Here is a 22067-nt window from a genome sequence, read left to right on the forward strand (position 1 = left end):
GCCCCCAGGCGCTGAAGAGGGGGCACTCCCCCGCTAGCATTGTCCGACGTGCCCTTCCTATGAGGCTGTCGAAGAGTTTTTAGTCCTCTACGGAACGGAATGCTACAACCGCGTTGTGACCGCCGAAACCGAAGGAGTTCGACAGTGCCACGATCTCGCCGGCGGGCAGCTCGCGTGCCTCGGTCACCACATCCAGGTCAATCTGGGGGTCCTTGTTGTCCAGGTTGATGGTGCAGGGTGCGGTGCGGTGGTGCAGTGCCAGTACGGTGAGTACGGCTTCGAGTGCGCCCGCGCCGCCGAGCAGGTGGCCGGTCATGGACTTGGTTGCGGAGACGGCAATGTTCTTGGTGTGCTCGCCGAAGGTTTCGTGCATTGCGGTTGCTTCGGGCAGGTCACCGGCGGGGGTGCTGGTGGCGTGCGCGTTGATGTGCACGACGGTCTTCGGGTCGATGTTGCCGTCTTCGAGGGCTTCGCGCAGTGCACGGGTTGCGCCGAGTGCTGCGGGGTCCGGTGCGGTGATGTGGTAGGAGTCAGCGGATACGCCGGTGCCTGCCAGTTCCGCGTAGACGCGTGCGCCGCGTGCCTTGGCGTGCTCTTCGGATTCGAGGATGAGGGCTGCTGCGCCTTCACCCATGACGAAGCCGTCGCGGTCGACGTCGTAGGGGCGGGATGCCTTTTCGGGTTCGTCGTTGCGGGAGGAGAGTGCCTGCATCTTGGCGAATGCTGCCATGGGAAGCGGGTGGATTGCTGCTTCGGCACCGCCGACGATGACGACATCTGCCTTACCGCTGCGGATCATTTCAGCACCGAGCTGCATGGCTTCGGTGGAGGATGCGCATGCGGAGACGACGGTCTGTGCTGCGGCGCGTGCCTTGAGGTTCATGGAGACGGCTGCTGCGTTGCCGTTGGGCATGAGCATGGGAACGGTCATGGGGAGGACGCGGCGGGGGCCCTTTTCGCGGAGGGTGTCCCATGCGTCGAGAAGGGTCCACACGCCGCCGATACCGGTGCCGAAGGCTACGCCGGTGCGTTCGGGGTCGACTTCTTCTGCGGAGTCGGCGTCGGGGCCGGAGAACCCTGCGTCTTCCCATGCTTCGCGTGCGGCGATGAGGGCGAGCTGGCCCGAGGGATCCAGGCGCTTTGCTTCTACCTTGGTGAGGCGGCCGGATTCGAGGGCGGGCACGGCGAGCTGGCCTGCAATGTATACGGGCAGGTCGTATTCCTTGACCCAGGGGTGGTCGAGGGTGGATACACCAGATACGCCCTTGGTTGCGTTTTCCCAGGTGGTGGGGACGTCGCCGCCAATGGGGGTGGTCGCGCCGAGGCCGGTCACCAGCACTTTTCGAGACATTGTGGCACTTTCTCTTCGGTGGTCGATTTGGTGGTTTATCCGGTGGTGTGTGGATAAAAACCTGTTGGACCCGGGGTTTACAGTGGGCGTTTTCACGCCGTGGAGAGTGCAGTCATCGCACCCTGTGTGTTCCCGGGGGTATGTTGGATTGAAAGCTGAGTGAATAGCGATGCGGCGCGGGCCGGTGAGAGCCCGCGCCGCCTCGTTATTGGTTATAGCTTAGGCAGCGTTCGCGATGAACTCGACTGCGTCGCCAACGGTCTTGAGGTTCTGGACCTCTTCGTCCGGGATGGTCACCTCGAACTTCTCCTCAGCGTTCACGACGATGGTCATCATCGAGATGGAGTCGATGTCCAGGTCCTCGGTGAAGGACTTGTCCAGCTGAACGTCCTCAACCTCAACGCCGGTCTCTTCGTTAACGATCTCTGCCAGACCTGCGAGGATCTCTTCCTTGTTAGCCATTCAGGGGCTCCTTTGTTTTTTCGATGGTCATCGCACCCGCCGGGTGGGGGTACGCGTGCATTACCGAGTTTATCGTGTCTGCGTGGTGTACGCATGCGTCAACTCGGAGTTTGTGGGGATGCTTTCCCGCTTTCTTTTCTTTCTCGCGCACCGGCGCTGTGCCGGTCGTGAGGGGCGGTGAGCATCGGGCTCTGGTGGTTTTCCTTAGGGAAGGACGACTACCTGAGCTGCGAATGCCAGGCCGGCACCGAAACCAATCTGCAGGGCGAGCTTGCCGGAGAGTTCCGGGTTCTCCTTGAGCAGGCGGTGCGCGGCGAGGGGGACCGATGCGGCGGAGGTGTTACCGGCATCGACGATGTCGCGTGCCACTGCCACCGTGTCGGGAAGCTTGAGGGTCTTGACCATCTGGTCAATGATGCGGGCGTTTGCCTGGTGCGGAATGAGCGCGCCGAGCTCGTCGGGGGTAATGCCGGCGGTTTCGAGTGCCTGCTTGGCGACCTTCGCCATTTCCCATACTGCCCAACGGAAGACGGAGGGGCCGTCCTGACGCAGGGTGGGCCAGATCTTTTCGCCTTCTTCGACGGGGTTTGCGGCGAAGTCGCGGTTGCGGATGTCCAGCAGGGAGTGGGTCATGCCGACGGTGCCCCAGCGGGAGCCGTCCGAACCCCATACGGTCGGGGCGATGCCGGGTTCGTCGGATACGCCTACGACTGCTGCGCCTGCGCCGTCTCCGAGCAGGAAGGAGATGGTGCGTTCGGTGTTGTCGATGAAGTCGGAGAGCTTCTCAACGCCGATGACCAGCACGTGTTTTGCGGTGCCGGCGCGGACGAGGGCGTCTGCCTGGGCGATGCCGTAGCAGAAACCTGCACACGCTGCAGAGATGTCGTATGCGGGGCACTTGGAGCCGATTGCGTCGGCGACCAGGGTTGCCAGGGAGGGGGTTGCGTAGGGGTGCGAGATGGTCGAGATGATGACCGCCTCAATGTCCTCACCGGCTACACCGGATGCTTCGAGGGCGTCCTTGGCGGCACCGATGGCAAGGTCGGTTACCGACTGGTTTTCGCTGGCGCGGTGGCGAGTTGCGATGCCGGTGCGCTGTTTGATCCACTCGTCGGAGGAGTCGATTGCCTCAACGATGTCGTCGTTGGGGACGATGACCTCACCGCGGGCTGCGCCGTAACCGAGGATGCGGGAGTAGCGGTTGATTTCGTACTGCTTGAGGGTAGTCACGTATTCAATCCTTAGTGCTGATGCTCGCAAGGCACTGTGTGCCTTGCATGTCTAAAGTGCATGTCTAGTGTGAAGGGTTCCCATTGCGGGGAGGGCGGGGCGCTCTCCCCCAGTGTTTAGCCCTTCAGCGAGGCGAGATCCTCGGGAGTGTTGATGGAGGTGCCGGGCACGCCGCGCATCGCGCGCTTTGCCAGGCCGATCAGGGTGCCTGCGGGAGCGACCTCAATAATGCCGGCAACTTCACGCTCAAGCAGGGTTGCCATGCACAGATCCCAGCGGACGGGGCTGGTGACCTGGGAGACGAGGGTCTTGACGAACTCTTCACCGGATGCCACGGCGGAACCGTCGCGGTTGGTCAGCAGTGCAGAGGTCGGGTCGGAGACCTGCAGGGATGCGGCGAACTCTTCCAGTGCGGGCACGGCGGGTGCCATTGCCTCGGTGTGGAATGCGCCAGCGACCTTCAGGGGGATGACGCGAGCGCGTGCGGGCGGGTTCGCGGCGAATGCTTCGATGGCGGGGATGGGGCCTGCGGCTACGATTTGGCCGCCGCCATTGGAGTTTGCTGCGACGAGGCCTGCTGCGTCGATGGCTTCGCGGACGTTTTCTTCAACGCCGCCGAGTACTGCAGCCATGCCGGTCGGGGAGGCGGCTGCCGCCTCCGCCATGCCGTTAGCGCGCACGCGCACGAAACGCATTGCGTCTTCGTCGCTGAGTACGCCTGCGAGGGCTGCTGCGGTGATTTCGCCGACGGAGTGGCCCGCGAAGATGAGCTCTTCACCGTCGAGTTCGCGCAGTGCGAGGCGACCGGTGACGATGCCTGCAGCCACGATGAGGGGCTGGGCGATTGCGGTGTCCTTGATGGTTTCTTCTTCGGCTTCGGTGCCGTAGTGAATCAGGTCGATGCCTGCCGCTTCAGAGAGTCGTTCCAGGTGCTCACGCACACCTTCAATCTCGAGCCAGGGGCTCAGGAAGCCCTTCTTCTGGGAGCCCTGTCCGGGGCAAACGAGTGCGCGCATGCGGTGCGACCTTTCTGGTTTTTAGTACTCGTACGCGGTGCCATTATAGAGACGGAGACCACGGTTAGTCTGTTACCTATGCTACCTTGTTCAGCCGCCCTGTATAAACATCACTGTGCAGAAACTTTGGGCTGCGCGGGATATTTAGGCAGACATTGAACAGTGTATAGCTTAGATTGAACTCGTCCATTCGTACAACCCGAACGGGCAAGGTTCAAATAGAGAGACAGCTAATTTTCGGGGTGTCACCCCTATGCTCGCGGATGCGCCCGCGCGTACGTCTCCGCCAGACGCTTCATCGACACGTGCGTGTAAATCTGCGTGGTCGCCAACGACGAATGCCCCAGAAGCTCCTGCACCGAACGAATATCGGCACCACCATCAACCAGGTGAGTCGCCGCCGAATGACGCAAAACGTGCGCACCCGACGCCTGAGTGTTCTCCACCGTGCGTAGCAGGCGGGTCAGGTCCTCACGAATCTGACGGGCATTCGCACGCCCACCACGAGGGCCAATAAACAGCGCCGTCACGCCCTGAGAACCCTCCGGAATCCACTGCGGACGACCATAGGACACCCAACGATTCAACGCCTTGAGCGCCGGAGTACCCAGCGGCACCACGCGCTCCTTATTGCCCTTACCCAGCACGCGCACCGTCTTATTCGCCCGGTCCACGCTCTGCAAATCCAGGCCGGTCAGCTCAGAAATACGCATGCCCGAGGCGTACAGCACCTCAACCACGGCTTCCAGGCGCAGCAGGCGCGCATCACGAGGATCCTGCGCCCGGCGCTCCTGCAGAGTGGTCAGCAGCTGGTTCATCTGCTCGCGGCTCAGCACCGGCGGCAGGTGATTCTCCCGCTTGGGGGTGCGCATACCGCGGGTCGGGTTGGCGTGTACCAGCTCCTCTTCCTGAGCCCAGGTGAAGAACGTGCGCAGGGTCGAACCGCGGCGCGCCACCGTAGAACGAGCCGCCTGCCGCAGATGTAGCGAACCCAACCACTCACGAATCAGGGACGCATCAATGCTGTCCAGATGCCGCACACCGCGGCGCGCCATATAGCCGAAGAAGCCCTCCAAATCGGAGATATACGAGCGGATTGTCTCTTCGGAACGGTGCTTCTCGTAGCGCAGAAAACGCTCAAAACGGTCCAGGACGGGGCGGAACACCTCGCCGGAAACCCCTAGCGCCGATTCAGGCAGTGCAGAATCAGGTAGAGCAGAGCTCTCTACTTGCTCCGGCGCAAGCGTGCGGGTGTAGGTCACCGGCAGGGTCGTGGAGGGAGCCTCGTCCCGGTAATCTTCCCGGCTTTCGTTCCGGTTCTCAGCCCGGTTTTCGTGCTGGCGGGCGGGGGTCATGCGTCCCTCCTTTCGGGTTTCGGTCTGTCGACATTTTCTCCGCGCGTCTGCTGATAGCGCAGCGGCGGGGTAGGCTCCGCGCAAGTATGCGCAAGCCTACCCCAATTGTAGAGAGGTTCCACGCTCTCCACGTGCTGCCTTGTTATGACCGGCCGTCCCGTCATGCCCGACCGCCGCAACCCGCTACTGCCTGGATGTTCACTACGGGCGTTCAGACAGGGTTTTAGCGGGGTACTCAGCGGGGGCTCTTCTACGCAGCGACAGCCGGGCGGACCTTCCGCCAGCTCGTTCCGCTACTCTCCGCCAGACCGCAGCGACCCAGGTGGAACAGGTCAGCCATCACGTCGCGAGCGCTCAACCCGAGGGCTGCGGCAATCTCATCCACGCCGCGGTAGGAGCGCGGGCTCAAATCGTCCCAGACTCTACCCTGTCGTTCGGTCAGCTCGTCCAGTGCACTGGAGGAGGCAGCCTGATCCCATTCGCTCTCGTGCTCGGTGCCCAGCTCGAACCCCGCGGCGGCATCGTACTCGAGGATGTCGGCGGCCTCGGTGAGTGTTTGCGCTAGTCCATCGCGCAACAGACGGTTCGTTCCCACCGAGTTCGGCGAGTTAATCTGCCCCGGAACCGCCCAGAGGGTACGCCCAATCTCCATCGCGTGACGAGCCGTATTCAGGGCACCGGAACGCCAGCGCGCCTCCACCACAATGGTGTGCCGCGCCAACGCCGCAATCAGGCGGTTACGCTCCAGAAAACGCCAACGCGTGGGGGTGTTACCCACGCTCACCTCGCTCATGATGAGCCCGCGGTTAACAATCATATTCAGTGCATCCGAGTTCTGCGCCGGGTACAGCCGATCCAGCCCACCCGCCATGAAAGCGATGGTCGGCAGGTCGCTACCCTGCTGGGTCAGTGCCGCCCTATGCGCCGCAATATCAATGCCCATCGCACCGCCAGAAATCACCGTGTACCCGCGGCGCGCCAGCTCAGCGGCAAGGTGGGTCGTCGCCTCCGTACCGTAGATGCTCGGGTCACGCGAACCGACCAGCGCCACGCTCGGGGCAGAGGCCACATCCAGCAGGTGCCGCGAATCGCCTCGGCACCACAGTCCGTACGGTCGAGCAGGCCCCAAATCGTTCAGCTGCGGCGGCCACAGCGGATCGGCGGGAGTGACCAGCCACGCCCCGCAGGTTGCCGCCATATGCGCCTCCGCGTTCAGGGTGCGTTCCATGCGGCGGTTCCAGCGCAGGCGGCGGGTCGCGAGCGCCTTGCCGAACTTATCGCGGCTCATCTGATGCTCACCCGGCGTGTAGTAGCCATTCGCGCTACAGAACAGGGCGGACTCCCCTTCCGCGGGTGCACCCACCGAGTGCAGAAAATCGCTGAGCTGCGTATCCGGTTCGCCGTGCTCCCAGGTGTGCTCATCGGGGATGTGCCCGGTCAGCAGGTAGTGCAGGGTCAGCGGCGCTCCCAGGGTGGTGAGGGATTCGACCACGAGCTCATCGGCGGGTTCGGCGTAGCGCATCAGCTGGGCGGTGCAACAGCGGATGTACTCGCGGCACGCTGCCTCAAGCTCCTCCGCGCTGAGGGCTGGGTTGAACAGGGGTGCTGGATTGAGCAGGGGTGCTGGGTCAGAACCGCTGGAGGCGGTGCCCATCACAGGTTCGGGGTGCTCACCCTGTAGCGCCTCACCCTGTAGCCGCTCCCTCTGCTGTTCCTGCTGATTCATCTCATTCAGGTGCATCTCTTCCAGGTACACCGGGTTCAGGCAGGATGCGAGGAACCCCGGCAACCGCGCCGCGTTATACGGGCTCGGCGAAGGCTCCTGCCCCAGCGACAGGATATGCGCCACTCTCTCACGCGCCAGGGCGTGCGCATCCAGGGTGCGACCGGGCAGGCGAATCTGCAGTTCCTCCTGCACAAAATCCTCCGCCGCGCTCTCTTCAGGCGCGCTCTCCCCCGTTACTTTCTCTTCTGGCACACACTCGTCCGGCGCTGTTTCTCTCAGCCCATTTTCTTTCAATTCGGCCTCTTCAGCTCGTTTTCTGAGCTTCTTCTCACTCATGACGTTCTTCTCCTCTCGTGAGTGATTCCTTCTATAAACCGGCACGCTATGTCAGCTGGCCCTATTTCAGCTGGCGCATTATTTCAATTGCCCCTGCTGCCGCAGAAAAAGCGCCACATCCAGGTGCTCCCGGCTCGGGTAGGCGGCCCCCTCCAAATCGGCGAGAGTCCAGGCGATACGCAGCACCCGGTCGTAGCCGCGAGCCGTCAGCGTTCCGCGGTCCACGGCGGCGTTCAGTTCGCCGGTGAGCTTCGCATCCAGACGCAACGGACCGCGCAAAATCTTGCCGTTCATCTCCGCATTCGTCTTCAACCCGTACGGCTCCAGACGCTCCCGCTGAGCCTGTCGCGCCGCCATGACGCGCTCACGAATCTGCGCCGAACTCTCGTTCACCTGACCGCCCGCAAGCTCCGTGGACGACACCTTCGGAACCGTCACATTCACGTCAATGCGGTCCACCAGCGGGCCGGACAGCCGCCCAAAATAGGCGCGACGCTCACGCGGGGCGCACGTGCACTCCGTACCGGTGCCCACGTTCATGCCGCAGGGGCACGGGTTCGCCGCCAGGATCAGCTGAAACCGCGCCGGATAGGTCGCCGACGCGCTCGAACGATCCAAGGTCACGGTCCCCGACTCCAGGGGCTGACGGAGCGAATCGAGCACCGTGCGTTTGAACTCCGGCGCCTCGTCGAGAAAGAGCACGCCGCGGTGCGCTTTAGACACACAGCCCGGGCGGGGAATGCCGCTACCGCCACCAAGAATCGCCGGCGCGGAGGCGCTATGATGCGGCGCCTCAAAGGGCGGCTGACGCACCAGCTCGCTCAGGTGCTCCCCCGCCGAGCAGAGGGAACGAATAGCGGTCACTTCCATCGCGGCATCATTATCGAGGGTCGGCAGGATGCTCGGCAGGCGCTCCGCCAGCATGGTTTTACCCGAGCCGGGCGGGCCTGTCAGCAGCATATGGTGGCCGCCGGCAGCTGCAATTTCCAGGGCGAAACGGCCCTGTGACTGACCGGCAACATCGCTCATATCGGAGGGAATTTCAGTCGGTTTCGCTACCGGTGCGCTCGCCTCCGTCTGCGGGGCGGGCGGGTAGGTCAGCTTCTGACTCTCCGCGCCGAGCGCGGCAAAAACCTCAGCCAGGCAGCGGAAACCGCTCACCTGCGCGCCGGGAATGAGCGCCGCCTCCTCAGCGTTTTCGGCGGGCACAATCACGCGGTGGTGTCCGGCGTCCACGGCGGCTTTAACTGCCGGCAGGATGCCCGGCACGGGGCGTAGCGTTCCGTCCAGGCCCAGCTCACCCAGGAAGACGCTATCGCCGCTGGGGTGCAGTTTCTTCTCCGCCTGCAGCGCCGCAACCACAATGGCTAGATCGAACGCCGAGCCGCGCTTGGGCAGGGTCGCCGGGGTCAGGTTCACCGTAAGCCGGTGCTGAGTGAGGGTGATGCCGGTGTTCTTCGCTGCGGAGCGCACACGCTCTTTCGACTCGTTGAGGGCGGTGTCAGGCAGACCCAGCAGCACGAAGCCGGGCAGGCCCTGTGAGATGTCAGCCTCAACGTCAACAATGTGCCCGCGCAAGCCCACGAGCGCCACGGAATAGGTGCGTGCGAATCCCATTACGCCACCGCCTTCAGATGCTCGAAGGTAAAGGTTTCGCAAGTTCCGGTCACCGCAATTGCGTCGATGCGAAAGCGTGGAAAATCCAGGTTCTCGCGCAGCCTGCACCAGAGAATCGCCAGCGAGCGCGTGCGGCGCGCCTTATCACGGTCAATGGACGCGAACGGGTGCCCAAAGTCTTCGCTGCTGCGGGTCTTGACCTCAACGAAAACCAGTTCGTCCTCGGGGTCAATGGCGATCAGGTCGAGCTCCCCGCGAATCTGTTCGTGTTCCAGTCCAGCGGGCGGTCGCCAATTCCTCTCCAGAATCCGGTAGCCGTTCGTCTCCAGGATGCGGGCGGTCAGCTCCTCGCCCCACCTACCGACGCTGTGGGCGCGGGGCGAGGTTCTGCGGAGCAGGGGTCTGTTGGGTGCGCTTCGGGTTGCGGCGCGGGCTGTTATTCGGGCTGTTGTCATGGGTCTCTCCCCAGGTAGATAGCGGTAGTGTTTCTACTGTGCCCGCCGCGCGCGTGCCTGAACGCGGTTAACGAAAAACTGTGGATAACCTCGGTTCTCAGAAGGAATTAGAGGTTATCCACAGCCATTTATTTGAAATTTTGGGGCATATTTTTCAAAAACACCGCTCGAGTGCCGATTCGCCGCGTCATATTCGTGCTGGTTTATCACGCAGTTTCATCACGCGGTTTCATCACCCAGCGCTGCCGCCCGGTAGCTCAGCAGCCGCCTGCTTCCCCCGGCAATGCGGTGAATCAGGCGTGAGCTAGGTGTTAAAGTCCGGCATTTCCGGCACGGTGAACTCCTGGTTGGGCAGGCGCTCCTCCACGTTCACGTCACGTACCGAGTAGGCGTGCACCTTCTTCACAAAGCGGTTGGAGCGGAATACATCCCACACCCACACGTCGCTCATGCTCACCTCAAAGTAGAGGGTGCCGTCCTGCACGTGCGGGGTGACGTCCACCTGGTTTGCCAGGTAGAAGCGTCGGTCGGTTTCTACCGCGTAGCTAAAGAGCGACATGACGTCTTTGTATTCGCGGTAGAGCGCCATTTGGGCGTCGGTCTCGTAGTTTTCGAGGTCTTCTGCGCTCACTGCTCTTCCTTTCCTGGTTAGTACTGATTCAGCGGTGGCACGTTAGGTTTTCGCCAGCTTCCGAGGCGCGGTTTTCAGGAGTGCCACGCGCCCTAGCCGCGCTGTGCCGCGGCGGCCTCAATCTGCTCGGCGGTCGCCGGAAGCGACCATGACAGTCGATGCTGCAGGCTGGGGCCCTGCACGCTAATCGCCTCGCGGTGAGCGGCGGATCCGTAGCCTTTGTTCTTTGCCCAACCGTACCCCGGATAGCGGGTATCCAGCTGGACCATCAGCTCATCACGTTCTACCTTCGCTACCACCGATGCTGCGGCAATGGAGGCGCACTTGTAGTCGCCCTTAATGACCATGGTCACCGGCATCTGCGCGGGGTCGCCTGCGCCTTCCCAAGCCTGGGCGAGCAGTGCGTTGTAGTGTGCCTGCGCCGGGTCCGGTGCCAGCGCACTGAACAGGTCTTCCTGCGGAGGGGTGAACCAGTCGTGCTTACCGTCCAGCAGGGCGGCGTCGGCACGGTATCCGCGGCGCGCCAGCTCTGCGAGCGCACGCTGGGCGGCAAGCCTCAGCGAGAGGGTCATGCCGAGCCGGTCAATGTCTGCCGGTTCCACGTGCCCGACCGCCACGGCGCACCACTGGCGGATTTCGGGAACCATGGATTCGCGGCGTGCCGGTGAGAGCGCCTTGGAGTCGATCAGCCCGCCCACTTCGAGGGTGGCGTCCGGGGTGAGGATTGCGACGCCCACGGTGACCGGGCCCGCCATGGAGCCGCGGCCCACCTCGTCGATTCCGGCAACCGTGCGGGCGCCGGAGGCGAAGAGCTGCTGCTCGTACTCGAGGTCGGCGGCGGGCGGGGTTGCTTTCACGGGCTTAGCTTGAGCGGGTTTCGTTGCGCTCTTCTGAGCGCTCACCATCATTCCCAAGCTCGCTTACTCGCTCGGGGTGGAGGTCGGCTCGGGAACCGAGGAGAACACCGAGCTCTGATCCTGCAGCAGACCGAAGTGGTTCAGCGGCCACGCCACCACGAACACGTTACCCTGCACGTCGTCCTTGGAGATGAACGCGGTGCCGTCGCTAATGTGGTAGCGGGAGTCGGCGGAGTTGCTGCGGTGGTCGCCCATCACGAAGTACTTGCCGGCGGGCACGGTCACCTTGAAGGGCATCTCCGAGGGCGGGTTGCCGGGGTACAGGTACGGTTCGGTGATTTCTACGCCGTTGACCTTGATCTTGCCGTTGCCGTCGCTTTCGACCACGTCACCGGGGGTACCGATAACGCGCTTGACCAGGAAGTTCGAGGAGGTATCCGGCAGAATACCCGCGAAGGACAGGGCGTCCTTGAGCGGGCTGCTGGTCTTCTGGGTGGAGGGAATCCAGCCCTGAGAATCCTTGAAGACGATGACGTCGCCGCGCTTGGGCTCGCTAAAGTAGGAGCCCGCCACGTTAATGAACACGCGGTCGTTGACCTGCAGGGTCTGCTCCATGGAGCCGGAGGGAATGTAGAAGCCGCGCAGCAGGAAGGTCTTGACCAGGAATGCGATGACCAGCGCGTAGAGGATGACGGTGCCGCCCTCACGTGCCTGTACCCAGAGCCATTCGCCGAGGCGGCCTTCTTCCTGCGCCTGGGAGTAGGTCAGCTCCGCCTGTTCGGCGCGCTTTGCCTTGCGGCGTTCCTTGGGGGTCATTTCGGAGAAGTCCTTGGTGGTTTCCACGTCTACGGCGCTCTCCTCATCGGTGGTTTCTTCGCGCTCGGCATTCTTCGCTGCGGCATTCTGCTCGGTAGCCGTCTTCTCTGCCGCAGCCTTTTCAGCGGCGAGGCGCGCAAAGTATTCTTCCATTTCGCGGCGCTCGCGGCGGCTTTGAGGCTGGTATCCCTCAGGGAAGGGGCTGGTGTTCGCAGTGTTCTTGTCGTCTGCCATGCTGGAGTGAGCCTTTCGTTTGAGAGATACCTAGCTCGAGTGAAACGGTACCTAGCTATTGTATCGAGAGTGTTTGCGCTCTTGGGCTTTTATTTTCTGAGAGCGGCAAGGTTCTCAGAAAGCGGGGTCTCAGAATATGCAAAAACCGCTCCTCTCCCGCGGAATGCGGTTGGGGAGCGGTTTGCAACAGAATTCTGTATCTATAAAGATTAGAACTCGCGCTTCTCGCGGATACGAGCAGCCTTACCGTGGCGGTCGCGCATGTAGTACAGCTTTGCACGACGGACGTCACCGCGGGTCACAACCTCGATCTTCTCGATGGAGGGAGAGTGAACGGGGAAGGTACGCTCAACACCAACGCCGAAGGAAACCTTGCGGACGGTGAAGGTCTCGCGAACGCCTGCACCCTGGCGGCCAACGACGAAGCCCTTGAAGACCTGGATACGGTGGTTCTTACCTTCAACGATCTTAACGTGAACGTTCAGGGTGTCACCGGGGCCGAATGCGGGGACGTCGTCACGGAGGGACTTCTTGTCGAGGAAGTCAAGAGTCTGCATAGTTGTAGATCTCCAGAGTCATCTGCCGCAGGTCAAATAGACTCAGATTGCTCTGCCCCACTGCGGGACAGAAAACTTTATGCTTCGGACAGGATTGGTGCCCGAAGGTTGACATCGTTGGTCGCTCTTCCCCCTGCGGCAGGGGCGTGCCCGATGTCAACACAATGCTCCATTATCCCAATGCACCCGCGTTTATGCAAGCATCCGGGGAGCACTTTTAGAAGGGGGGTTCGTCACTCTGTGCTCCCCCGCCCTGGGATGCGCCGTTCTGCGCCGGAGTACCCTGAGCGGTCACGCCCGGTGCCTCCGCGTTCTGCTGGGGTGCAGGCGAAGGAGCATACTGCTGCGTGTACTGAGGTACCTCCTGCAACGGCGCACCCGGCATACCCTGCTGAGGCGCACCCGGCATACCCTGCTGAGGCGCACCCGGCAGGGAGCCTTCGTTGACCGTGCGCTTCTCCACGGTGCGGGCAAAGGTACTCGTGCCGTAGTTCAGGTCGTGACCGATGCCGAGGGCATCCACCTCTACGGTAGTGCCCTGCGTGCCATCTTCGCGGTTCCAGCGGCTAATGCGCTGGCGGCCACTCACGACCAGCGGCTGCCCCTTCTCAATGGAGGTGGCAATGTTCTGGGCGAGGCGGCGGTAGGCTTTCACGGTGTACCAGTTGGTGGTGCCTTCTTTCCAGGTGCCGGTGGCGTCCTGCCAGCGCGGGGTACTGGCGAGGCGAAAGTTCACGACGGGCACCCCGTTGGGCAGGGTGCTCAGTGCCGGGTCGGAGGCGGTGAATCCGCGGATCAGGATGGTGTCGCTCATGGTTTCTCCTTAGAAACTAGTGGGTGGGTTCCTTCACCTTGCCAGCGCTGACCCGCTCCTGCACCCGGTGGTTACCGGTTCTGTGGATAACCTCGCGTTTTGCGGTTTTGGGCACCGCCTGTGGATAGAGTTTTTGAACTTTTCACCCCGTTTTTTCAAAAATCGCCTGCGGGCAACGCATTCCCTGCAGAAATATGACGGCTATGCCCCATTCGACATCGTGATAGGTATCATCGTGATAGGTATCTCAGCGTCGGGGCGGCTATTTTTGCCCTCAAGTTAACTATTTCAGCCCCTCGCGCTCTATCCTTGATGATGCGGTGCACTCAGCCGCATCCCGTCTACCCGCCTTGGAGAACCCGTGAGCAAAAAGCCCGCGAACAACAACCTGCCCTCCCTGCAGGAACTTCAGCAGCTGCAGCGCAACCTACCCAAGCTGCCCGATTCGATGGACCCGCAGAAGAAGCGCCTCATTTACGGTCTGCTCGCCCTGTTCACCGTGATCGTGCTGATTATTGGTCTGGTCTATGTGAGTAAGAACGGTGTGGACGGGCTGCTCGGTTCGGATAAGACGACCTCCGCCACCGAGGATGAAGAGACCAACGTTCAGACCGAAACCCTCGCCGAGGTCAAGAACCCGTACAAGGCGGTTGATCCCGCGACCGCGCTCGCACCGGATCTGGCGACCGCGAAGAGCGAGCTGGCGTCCCTGCAAGTGAAGGAACGCGCGTCGAAGGTTGGCTACTCTCGTGATCAGTTCGGTCCCGCCTGGGATGACGTTGACGGCAACAAGTGCAACACCCGCGACGACATTCTGCGCCGCGATCTGACCAATGTTCGTTTCAAGGTGAGGACCCACGCTTGCACCGTCATCACCGGCACTCTAGCTGACCCGTACACCGGCAAGACCATCGAGTTCAAGCGCGGTAAGAAGACCTCCTCGGCTGTGCAGATTGACCACGTGGTGGCTCTTTCGAACGCATGGCAGACCGGCGCGCAGGATCTGACCGCAGAGCAACGCCGCCAGCTGGCGAACGACCCGGAGAACCTGCTCGCTGCAGACGGCCCGGCGAACCAGCAGAAGTCCGATGCGGACGCCGCCGACTGGCTGCCGAGCAACACCGCCTACCGCTGCACCTACGTGGCACGCCAGGTGCACGTGAAGGCGAAGTACAAACTGTGGGTGACCGCGGACGAGAAGAAGGTTATGGAGCGCGTCCTCAACTCTTGCAAGGACACGAACCCCACTAAGAAGTAGCCCCGACCAAGAAGTAGCTTCCCGGCACGCACGCAAAAAGCATAAAGAAAACCGCCCCGCACCCTGAGTTTAGGGTGCGGGGCGGTTTTTGCATGTGGCGCCCCAGGAGGGAATCGAACCCCCGACCAAGAGATTAGAAGGCTCCTGCTCTATCCTCTGAGCTACTGAGGCCTTCCTCTAGGGTACATGAGAATTTATGCTTCTCATGCACAGCGCATCTCACGCGGGGCTGTTCCACTGAGCTAAGCCAGGCTGGCGAACTAGGAGTTCGCGCTAGGAACCTACCTTGGCGGCTTCCCGTTCTGCCTTCTTCACCTCGCGGCGGCGTGCACGGCGGCTTGATGCGCCGGGGAACAGCTGCCACCACAGGCGGATGGTGGTGCGGCGAATCTGCGTGGGGTGCAGGCTCACGTACACCAGGCGGCGGGTTGCCGGGTCGAGGGCGACCAGGTAGATGATGTAGCCCAGGCAGATGACGGTCGCGATGAGTCGGCCCATGTCCTGGTTGAAATCGCGCAGGTAGGGCGACACGTTCAGCTGGTCGCTCACACCGTACGCCATGAAGAACAGCGTGGTGATGAAGTACCACATGAGCTGGAAGTGCGAGCGCAGACCGGTTGCGGCGAGCATCGGGATTGCCCAGAGCAGGTACCAGGGCTGAATCATGGGGCTGCACAGGAGCATGAACAGGATCGCGAGGCCGGCGTGGCGCACGATGTTGCGGTCGCGTCCGACGAATGCCATTGCCACGGCGCCAAGCATGCCGATGCCCTTGCCGACGGTTTCGATGAGCTTGCGGATGACCTCGAATGCGTCGCCTTGAACGAATAGGGAGGCGGCGCCGATGAGCAGACCGAAGGGGGTGTACCAGATGTACTGGCCGCCGGTGGTGGACAGTGCCTTAATCCAGCCGAATTCCAGTCCGGTCGCCCAGCCCATGAGCGCCATTTCGGCGAGCAGTAGCACGCCGGAGAGTGCCCAGAAGATGAACTTGCGCGGCCAGGAGGCGTTCTTACCCGCCCAGAGCAGACCCACGAAGGGCAGCACCACGAGGGCGAGCGGCTTGACGGCAACGCCGAGGGCTACGAAGGTCACACCGAGCGGGCCACCCCACCAGGTGTCGCGGTAGCGCTTAGCGTAGTAGAGGCCACCGAGCATGAACATGGTCATGAGCGAGTCGTTGTGGCCGCTGGCGATGAACGATGCGATGAACAGAGGGTTCGGGCCGATCTGCCAGAGAGCGCGGACCTGGTTGAAGCCGTGTGCCTTGGCAAGTTTTGCTACGTAGAAGAGGATGCCGATGACCGCGAGCACGGAGAGCAGGCGGAAGTAGAAGAGGGAGAGGTCGATGTTCTCCCCCGCCAGGCGCACAATCCACTCTTCGAGCTTGAGGGAGACCGGTCCGTACGGGGGCGGGGATTCCGCCCACATGGGGTCCGCACCGTTCTGCATGAAGTTCGAGATTTCGGAGACACCGTGCTTGTACGGGTTGAGGCCGTGCGCCATGACCATGCCCTGACCGTAGTAGGAGAACATGTCGCGGCTGTAGATGGTGAAGGCGAAGACCTGCGGCAGGGACCAGCTGGTGATGACGGCAATCATCCAACGCATGGTGTTGGGTTCGTTCCAGTCGCCCATTTTCTGGTAGATGCGCAACCATTCGCGGCACATAATCATGGCGCCGAGGGCGAGCATAATAATGCCGGTGATGACCCATGCGGCTTCGAATCGGATGGCGCGGATAATGTCGTAGCGCCAGAAGCTGGAGCTGTCGGCGAGCCAGCCGACGGCGTAGGAGCCGAGGGTGACCATGATAGAGCCGATGGTGCCAATAATTACCGTGCGCAGACGGTGATTATTGACGTAGTCCAAGAGTTTGGGTGAGAGAGGTGCGTCGTGTGCACCGGGGGTGGTGAGCCGGTGTGCTAGCTCTGTTGGTGCGCGCATAACTCCCTTTCTGTCTGCATCGTCGTTCTGGCTTTTATCATACCGGAGCCCTTGGACGCACTTGTGAGAATCACTGTTACGAAAGCGCTTGTGGACACACCTCAAGGGCGCGCAGAGTGGCGCAGTTCTCCCCCCGCTACCGCCGTTTGCGCATCCGCCTGTGCCGTCTTGCACCCTTTTGTGACGTGCTGTCCGCCGTGTCGGCGGCGTTTGGGGGTAGAGTGGGAGGGTGAGTATTTCTAGTGAACGTATTGTATGGATTGACTGCGAGATGACCGGCCTGGACGTGGAGAACGACGCTCTCGTCGAGGTGGGCGTCCTGGTCACGGATGCCGATTTGAACATTCTGGGTTCTGGCGTTGAGTTCGTCATTAAGCCCGGTGATGAGTCTCCTGCCGGTGCGCTGGAGAACATGAATGATTTTGTGCGTTCGATGCATGAGGCGTCGGGTCTGCTGCCCGATATTGAGCACGGTGTGTCGATGGATTACGCGCAGGAGCAGGTGCTTCGTTACATCAAGAAGTATGTTCCGGTGGCGGGCAAGGCGCAGCTGGGCGGCAACTCGGTGGGCATGGATAAGCGCTTCTTGGAGCGTTACATGCCAGAGGTCATGGCGCACCTTCACTACCGCGTGATTGACGTGTCCACCATTAAGGAGCTGGCGTCGCGCTGGTATCCGGCGGCTCGTCATAGTGCCCCGGCGAAGACCGGTAACCACCGCGCGCTGGGCGATATCAAGGATTCGATTGATGAGTTGAAGTATTACCGCCGCGCCATTTTTGTGCCGCAGGGCCCGGATGCAATTGCTTCGGCGCAGATTGCGCGTGAGGTGGAGGCGGAGCGTGCCGCACGCGAGTCGGCTGAGCGCGAGGCTGAGGCATCCGCTTCTGAGGCGGCAGAGGCGTCCGAGGCGTAAGCACAGCATGTAACGAGCATCACGGCTTTTCAACTTGGCAGGTTTCTGAATCTCCTGTACAGTAGTATCCGTTGCATATCGCAAGGGAAACCAAGCGAAGCACATGGTGGTCGTAGCTCAGTTGGCAGAGCGCCTGGTTGTGGTCCAGGAGGTCGCGGGTTCAACCCCCGTCGATCACCCCGATGGAAAGGGTCGTTATGGTTATCCGTAACGGCCCTTTCGCTTTACCCTCTGTTCGCGTTATCCCCTGTTCGGTTGCCCCGCACACGGTTTACCGGAACAGAGCTTTTACACCCGCACTTTAAACCAGCGAGCGGAAACAGGGCATGCCCCGCATCCTCATGCGACAGGGGCACCCGGCAAGTTCCCACTCAACAGTTCCCGTTCAACACAAGCAAAGGATAATTCCGTGGCTATTCGCCCCATCGTTATTCACGGCAACCCCGTTCTGCACCGCCCCGCGGCACCCGTCACCGAGTTTAATGATGAGCTCAAGGAGCTCGTGGCTGACATGTACGAGACCATGGACGCATCCAACGGTGTGGGCCTGGCGGCACCGCAGATTGGTGTGGGCCTGCGCATCTTCACCTACAAGATGGAGAATGAGGACGGCGTTCCCCCGCGCGGCTGCATCATCAACCCGGTACTGACCCTGGGCAAGATTTCTACCGCTGACCCGGACCCGTACGAGGAGGAAGAGGGCTGCCTGTCCTTCCCCGGTTACGGCTTCCCCCTCAAGCGCGCCGAGTGGGTGACCGTGAACGGTCTTGACGAGCACGGCAACCCCGTCCACTTTGAGGCGACCGGCTGGTTCGCACGCTGCATGCAGCACGAAACTGACCACCTGGACGGCAAGCTGTACGTGAACCGTCTGAACAAGAAGTGGACCGGCAAGATGAAGAAGGTCGTGAAGAAGGAAGGCTGGACCGTCGACGGTAACTCGTGGATGCCCGGCGTGGATCCGGATCCGTTCGGCCACTAATCGCTGACTCACCCAATCAGAGCCTCTCCAGCTTTTCAGTAGAGGACTCTTAGACAGAGCATAAACGAAGACCGCGAATGCACTCTCAAGCGCATTCGCGGTCTTCGTTTTCCCATCAACTGATGATGTTTTCCATCAGCCAACGGTAGCGTGAAACGGGTCATCCTATGAGCCGGGTTCTGTCTAAAACGCCGCCCGAAGGGGCGTTTCGAGGCAATCATCTATCTAGAACGTACGTTGCCGCACGTCTCAAGCAGCCTACCCGAATACGCACCCCACCTCCGTAAAGGAAGCTGACGGGGATCGGGCGCACTACCCTACCATGGCGTATTCTGTTTGACCTTGCTCCGAATGGGGTTTACCTAGCCGGGCACGTCACCGCGCCCGCTGGTGGTCTCTTACACCACCCTTTCACCCTTACCGCGGCGAACCGCGGCGGTTTACTTTCTGTGGCACTGGCCTGCGGGTTACCCCGAGTGGATGTTATCCACCATCCTGTGCTGTGGAGCCCGGACTTTCCTCGAAGCACGTGTGCCTCGCGATTGCCCGGACGGCCCGTTTCACCTCACCCATTATACGCATACCCCTGGCGGCGGCTATTTTCCGGGTTCGTCTCGCGGGTGCTTTAGGGGTACACGGAGGCGCACTAGCGGCCTCGCGGGCGCGCTATCGTCTCGCAACTACCCCGCGCCTCGTAGCTACCCGGCGTCTCACGGGTACACTGGAGAGATGCTGATTCTTCTTCCCCCCTCCGAAGGTAAAACCCCCGCCCCCGCAGGCAACGCGCCCGTATGCTTTGCTGACCTCTCGTTCCCCGAACTGACCGCTGAGCGTGAGAGCGTCCTGGAGGAGCTGGCGACTGTCAGCTCGGGTCCCGACGCCCTTGCAGAGCTCAAGGTGGGCACGTCCCTCGAAGCAGAAGTGGATCGCAATACGCGCCTGCTGACCGAACCGGCGCAGCCCGCGATCCGCACCTACACTGGCGTGCTGTTCGAGGCACTGGATTATGCGAGCTTCTCCCCCGCCGAACGCGATGCCGCGCACTGGTCGCTGCTGATTTCTTCGGCGCTGTGGGGTATTCTGCGCCCCGAGGACGCGATTCCCGCCTACCGCCTGTCCATGGGCGTGAAGCTGGGTTCAATTGGTGCGCTCGCCTCCTTCTGGAAGGGTGCGTTGGGTACCGCACTGGAGGCAACCGCGAAGGACCAGCTGATTCTGGATTGCCGCTCTGCAGCGTACGCGAAGTCGTGGGTGACTCCCCCGTCGCAGACTCTGGCGGTTCGCGTGGAGCGTGTGGCGGCTGATGGGTCGCGTAAGGTCGTCTCGCATATGGCGAAGCATTATCGTGGCTTGTTTGCGCGCTACCTGATTCAGTCGGGTTTGGCGGCTCGTCCTATTGATGGTTCTACGGCTGGTATTGCCGAATTTTTGGAGGCGATCAGCGCGGACTGGTCGGTGGAGTGCACCCTGCCGACGGCGCGTAAGGCAGGCGTTTTGACGTTGCTGGTACATGAGCAGTAGGTCGCCCAACTATTTGTTTTCGCCTATTTTTTGCATCATATTGAAAATTTTTTAACTATTTTTCTAGGGGCTTAAGTCTGTATTTCCCCCTGTAAAACCACATTTCCCCACATTAAGCGGGTAGGTTTTTGCGGGGCAGAAGACGGGTAGTGTCTATCTATCCGCCTTCTTTTTGTGCACAGAAGTGCTTATAGTATTAAACGTCTCGCCATTGGTGGCGGGTACATCACTCACTAGCATTCACATTCTCAACTCAGCACACATGGAAACACGTCACGCCGCGTACGCATAGCAAACGACTAGAGGCTTAACCAATGGTTATTGGTTTGCTAGCGTAGAAGTAACCACTCAGAAACACATCGATGGGACAATGATATGTCTACTTTTTCCTCTCGTCGCGCCCTTTTTAAGGGTGCGGCAGCACTAACAGTCGCTGGCGCTTTGGGTGCGCACCATGCCGGCGAGCAGAGCGCCCAGGCTGCCACCTTGGACGTTATGACCACCCCGCTGACGTTCAAGATTACCGAGGCGTCGTTTGATATTAGCGGCTTCAACCTCAGCTACGAGATTACAGGCCTGCAGGCTGTGCTTGATACTGGCCTGTACACCCCATACATTGAGGCTGGCTACTACACCAAGGAGAAGGGCTTCACGCAGTTCTACTTCTTCGCTCTTGAGCCGAAGAAGCGCATCGAGAATGACCCCTACGTGAGGCACCACGTCATTTCTCGCGAGGTCACTGGTGGCCCGAAGGCGGACTACGGGATTCGCTTGTCTCTTCGTCCGCGCCGTGAGCAGTACACCATCCTGCGTACTATTGAGGTTCGCCCGACGATTAACACTGAGTTTGCGTGGGCACCTTTCATTGTGGATATTGATATGGATGGCGAGTACGCTCCCGATATCTACAGGTCATGTAAGGCAAAGGTTTTGCTGCTCGATAAGGAACGTTGCTTCTACCCTAAGCGTGCGGTGACCCGCAGCGATCTGATGGATGCAATCTACCGAGGCGCCCGCTCGCCGAAGGTTAAGCTTCCGGCGCGTTCCCCGTTCCCGGATGTGTCCCCGAAGGATGAGCGTTACTCGGCATACATTTGGGCATACCAGAATGGTCTGACCTCGGGTTGGTCTGACGGTAAGATGCACCCGGAGGCGGTGGCTAGCCGCGCTACGATGGCAGCGTTCTTCTACCGTTACTTTATGCTTACCCCCGGCCGTCGTCCTTCGTGGTTCCGTCCCACTACCCCGCAGGACATGAAGCCGGGTGCCCCGTTCTACACCGAGTCGGTGTGGCTGCACTCGTCGGTGAATATTGATACGAGCTTTCACAATAAGAGCAAGGATTTCCGTCCGACCAAGATTGCTACCCGCGAGGAGCTGGCTCGTGTCCTGTCAATGCTGGACATGATTGACATCCCCAGTAGCCCTTATATCGATGCTTAAGATTTGGCAGGTGCCGTGAACCGGGCGGTTAACCTACATGTTTTAGCTTGGGTTGATCTCTGAGAACAGCAGCTGAAGATAGTGGCCTATGGCCTATAGAAGGGGCGGCGAGAGTTTTTCTCTCACCGCCCCTTTTTGTATGCCCCTTTTTTTCGTGTGCCCGTTTTCTGGTGCAGGCGCTGCTGGGTGCGGTTTTTAGTGCTGGTGATGCTTCCATTTTTGTCTCTCTATTGTGTGGTCTTTTTGGGGGTCGGGCTTTGTATAAAACCGGGGGCGTAATTTTCGAATTTTTTGTCTTATAACTCTTATTGGAATGTTTTTCTCGTGTTTTCATTGAATGTCTAAGACGCGGGTTGGTAGGCTGAAATTGCACTTCAGCATGCCGCCGCTACGGGTCCTCCACGATGTGGATTTGGCGTAGGCTCAGCGCGGTGGACTGTCACTCATTGATCCTCTCAACTTCTTTTCTCATTCACCCTCATTCATGCAGAAAATTCAGATTGGATAATGATGTCCTCATTCTTTAAGCCTGCCCGTGGCGCA

Annotated in this window: 19 protein-coding genes, 2 tRNA genes and 1 other RNA gene; 6 read left to right on the forward strand and 16 right to left on the reverse strand. The window is 60.9% G+C overall.

What is annotated here, in order from left to right; translation table 11 throughout:
- Window positions 1-79: 79 nt before the first annotated feature.
- The 13 genes from fabF to ssb all read right to left on the reverse strand — a co-directional run bounded on the left by fabF (window position 80) and on the right by ssb (window position 13457).
- On the reverse strand, window positions 80-1351 hold the full coding sequence (fabF, locus tag HMPREF2528_RS05785) for a beta-ketoacyl-ACP synthase II (RefSeq protein WP_070506485.1): 1272 nt from the start codon (window positions 1349-1351) through the stop codon (window positions 80-82).
- 219 nt (window positions 1352-1570) lie between these two features.
- The gene (locus tag HMPREF2528_RS05790) at window positions 1571-1813 is read right to left on the reverse strand and encodes an acyl carrier protein (protein WP_005506250.1); all 243 of its coding nucleotides are present in this window, start codon (window positions 1811-1813) and stop codon (window positions 1571-1573) included.
- A 204-nt stretch (window positions 1814-2017) separates the two neighbouring features.
- A complete protein-coding gene (locus tag HMPREF2528_RS05795; protein ID WP_070543122.1) occupies window positions 2018-3043 on the reverse strand; it encodes a beta-ketoacyl-ACP synthase III in 1026 nt (341 codons plus the stop codon).
- A gap of 116 nt (window positions 3044-3159) precedes the next feature.
- Window positions 3160-4059, reverse strand: coding sequence for an ACP S-malonyltransferase (locus HMPREF2528_RS05800; protein WP_070543125.1), 900 nt, complete (start codon window positions 4057-4059; stop codon window positions 3160-3162).
- Between the two features lie 251 nt (window positions 4060-4310).
- On the reverse strand, window positions 4311-5414 hold the full coding sequence (locus HMPREF2528_RS05805; protein WP_049347219.1) for a tyrosine recombinase XerC: 1104 nt from the start codon (window positions 5412-5414) through the stop codon (window positions 4311-4313).
- Window positions 5415-5664: 250 nt separating this feature from the next.
- Window positions 5665-7392, reverse strand: coding sequence for a DNA-processing protein DprA (gene dprA / locus HMPREF2528_RS05810; RefSeq protein ID WP_246823892.1), 1728 nt, complete (start codon window positions 7390-7392; stop codon window positions 5665-5667).
- 162 nt (window positions 7393-7554) lie between these two features.
- Window positions 7555-9093, reverse strand: a complete 1539-nt coding sequence (locus HMPREF2528_RS05815; protein WP_049337706.1) for a YifB family Mg chelatase-like AAA ATPase — start codon at window positions 9091-9093, stop codon at window positions 7555-7557.
- Entirely contained in the window at window positions 9093-9548 is a 456-nt protein-coding gene (locus tag HMPREF2528_RS05820) for a YraN family protein (RefSeq protein WP_012903656.1), read from the reverse strand. Before HMPREF2528_RS05820 ends, HMPREF2528_RS05815 begins: the two co-directional genes overlap by 1 nt.
- 304 nt (window positions 9549-9852) lie before the next feature.
- The gene (locus HMPREF2528_RS05825) at window positions 9853-10179 is read right to left on the reverse strand and encodes a DUF2469 domain-containing protein (protein ID WP_049337707.1); all 327 of its coding nucleotides are present in this window, start codon (window positions 10177-10179) and stop codon (window positions 9853-9855) included.
- 92 nt (window positions 10180-10271) lie between these two features.
- On the reverse strand, window positions 10272-11093 hold the full coding sequence (locus HMPREF2528_RS05830; RefSeq protein ID WP_210390365.1) for a ribonuclease HII: 822 nt from the start codon (window positions 11091-11093) through the stop codon (window positions 10272-10274).
- 6 nt (window positions 11094-11099) lie between these two features.
- Window positions 11100-12086, reverse strand: coding sequence for a signal peptidase I (gene lepB / locus HMPREF2528_RS05835; RefSeq protein WP_049347232.1), 987 nt, complete (start codon window positions 12084-12086; stop codon window positions 11100-11102).
- A gap of 209 nt (window positions 12087-12295) precedes the next feature.
- Complete coding sequence (gene rplS / locus HMPREF2528_RS05840; RefSeq protein WP_005507488.1) at window positions 12296-12643, reverse strand: 50S ribosomal protein L19; 348 nt, start codon at window positions 12641-12643, stop codon at window positions 12296-12298.
- A gap of 217 nt (window positions 12644-12860) precedes the next feature.
- Window positions 12861-13457 carry a single-stranded DNA-binding protein gene (ssb, locus tag HMPREF2528_RS05845; protein WP_070543132.1) on the reverse strand — a complete coding sequence of 199 codons (597 nt, stop codon included), beginning with the start codon at window positions 13455-13457 and terminating at the stop codon, window positions 12861-12863.
- Window positions 13458-13818: 361 nt separating this feature from the next.
- Here ssb and HMPREF2528_RS05855 point away from each other — a divergent pair, with 361 nt between their 5' ends.
- A complete protein-coding gene (locus HMPREF2528_RS05855; RefSeq protein WP_070506503.1) occupies window positions 13819-14715 on the forward strand; it encodes an HNH endonuclease family protein in 897 nt (298 codons plus the stop codon).
- Between the two features lie 95 nt (window positions 14716-14810).
- Here the strand turns inward: HMPREF2528_RS05855 and HMPREF2528_RS05860 are convergent.
- A tRNA-Arg gene (locus tag HMPREF2528_RS05860) sits at window positions 14811-14886 on the reverse strand.
- Between the two features lie 102 nt (window positions 14887-14988).
- Entirely contained in the window at window positions 14989-16662 is a 1674-nt protein-coding gene (mptB, locus tag HMPREF2528_RS05865) for a polyprenol phosphomannose-dependent alpha 1,6 mannosyltransferase MptB (protein WP_044150507.1), read from the reverse strand.
- A 229-nt stretch (window positions 16663-16891) separates the two neighbouring features.
- Here mptB and orn point away from each other — a divergent pair, with 229 nt between their 5' ends.
- The 3 genes from orn (at window position 16892) to def (ending at window position 18560) form a co-directional block, all read left to right on the forward strand.
- The gene (orn, locus tag HMPREF2528_RS05870) at window positions 16892-17578 is read left to right on the forward strand and encodes an oligoribonuclease (RefSeq protein WP_049341386.1); all 687 of its coding nucleotides are present in this window, start codon (window positions 16892-16894) and stop codon (window positions 17576-17578) included.
- Between the two features lie 106 nt (window positions 17579-17684).
- Window positions 17685-17757, forward strand: a tRNA-His gene (locus HMPREF2528_RS05875).
- A 230-nt stretch (window positions 17758-17987) separates the two neighbouring features.
- Window positions 17988-18560 carry a peptide deformylase gene (gene def, locus HMPREF2528_RS05880; RefSeq protein ID WP_044141710.1) on the forward strand — a complete coding sequence of 191 codons (573 nt, stop codon included), beginning with the start codon at window positions 17988-17990 and terminating at the stop codon, window positions 18558-18560.
- 152 nt (window positions 18561-18712) lie between these two features.
- Here the strand turns inward: def and rnpB are convergent.
- An RNA gene (gene rnpB / locus HMPREF2528_RS05885) (RNase P RNA component class A) lies at window positions 18713-19118 on the reverse strand.
- 171 nt (window positions 19119-19289) lie between these two features.
- On the opposite strand from rnpB, the gene HMPREF2528_RS05890 reads away from it, so the two are divergent.
- Window positions 19290-20081 (forward strand): YaaA family protein, encoded by a 792-nt coding sequence (locus HMPREF2528_RS05890; protein ID WP_070506506.1) that lies wholly within the window; start codon window positions 19290-19292, stop codon window positions 20079-20081.
- A gap of 375 nt (window positions 20082-20456) precedes the next feature.
- A complete protein-coding gene (locus HMPREF2528_RS05895; protein WP_012903668.1) occupies window positions 20457-21524 on the forward strand; it encodes an S-layer homology domain-containing protein in 1068 nt (355 codons plus the stop codon).
- Window positions 21525-22067 lie beyond the last annotated feature (543 nt).

Origin of the sequence: Rothia sp. HMSC078H08 (genome assembly GCF_001808955.1) — a bacterium.
Classification (GTDB): Bacteria; Actinomycetota; Actinomycetes; order Actinomycetales; family Micrococcaceae; genus Rothia.

Bases quoted from the DNA above. Each gene is read 5' to 3' on its own strand.
- fabF (WP_070506485.1), bottom strand. From the start codon at position 1,351: ATGTCTCGAAAAGTGCTGGTGACCGGCCTCGGCGCGACCACCCCCATT.
- HMPREF2528_RS05790 (WP_005506250.1), bottom strand. From the start codon at position 1,813: ATGGCTAACAAGGAAGAGATCCTCGCAGGTCTGGCAGAGATCGTTAAC.
- HMPREF2528_RS05800 (WP_070543125.1), bottom strand. From the start codon at position 4,059: ATGCGCGCACTCGTTTGCCCCGGACAGGGCTCCCAGAAGAAGGGCTTC.
- HMPREF2528_RS05805 (WP_049347219.1), bottom strand. From the start codon at position 5,414: ATGACCCCCGCCCGCCAGCACGAAAACCGGGCTGAGAACCGGAACGAA.
- HMPREF2528_RS05815 (WP_049337706.1), bottom strand. From the start codon at position 9,093: ATGGGATTCGCACGCACCTATTCCGTGGCGCTCGTGGGCTTGCGCGGG.
- HMPREF2528_RS05820 (WP_012903656.1), bottom strand. From the start codon at position 9,548: ATGACAACAGCCCGAATAACAGCCCGCGCCGCAACCCGAAGCGCACCC.
- lepB (WP_049347232.1), bottom strand. From the start codon at position 12,086: ATGGCAGACGACAAGAACACTGCGAACACCAGCCCCTTCCCTGAGGGA.
- rplS (WP_005507488.1), bottom strand. From the start codon at position 12,643: ATGCAGACTCTTGACTTCCTCGACAAGAAGTCCCTCCGTGACGACGTC.
- ssb (WP_070543132.1), bottom strand. From the start codon at position 13,457: ATGAGCGACACCATCCTGATCCGCGGATTCACCGCCTCCGACCCGGCA.
- mptB (WP_044150507.1), bottom strand. From the start codon at position 16,662: ATGCGCGCACCAACAGAGCTAGCACACCGGCTCACCACCCCCGGTGCA.
- HMPREF2528_RS05890 (WP_070506506.1), top strand. From the start codon at position 19,290: ATGCTGATTCTTCTTCCCCCCTCCGAAGGTAAAACCCCCGCCCCCGCA.
- HMPREF2528_RS05895 (WP_012903668.1), top strand. From the start codon at position 20,457: ATGTCTACTTTTTCCTCTCGTCGCGCCCTTTTTAAGGGTGCGGCAGCA.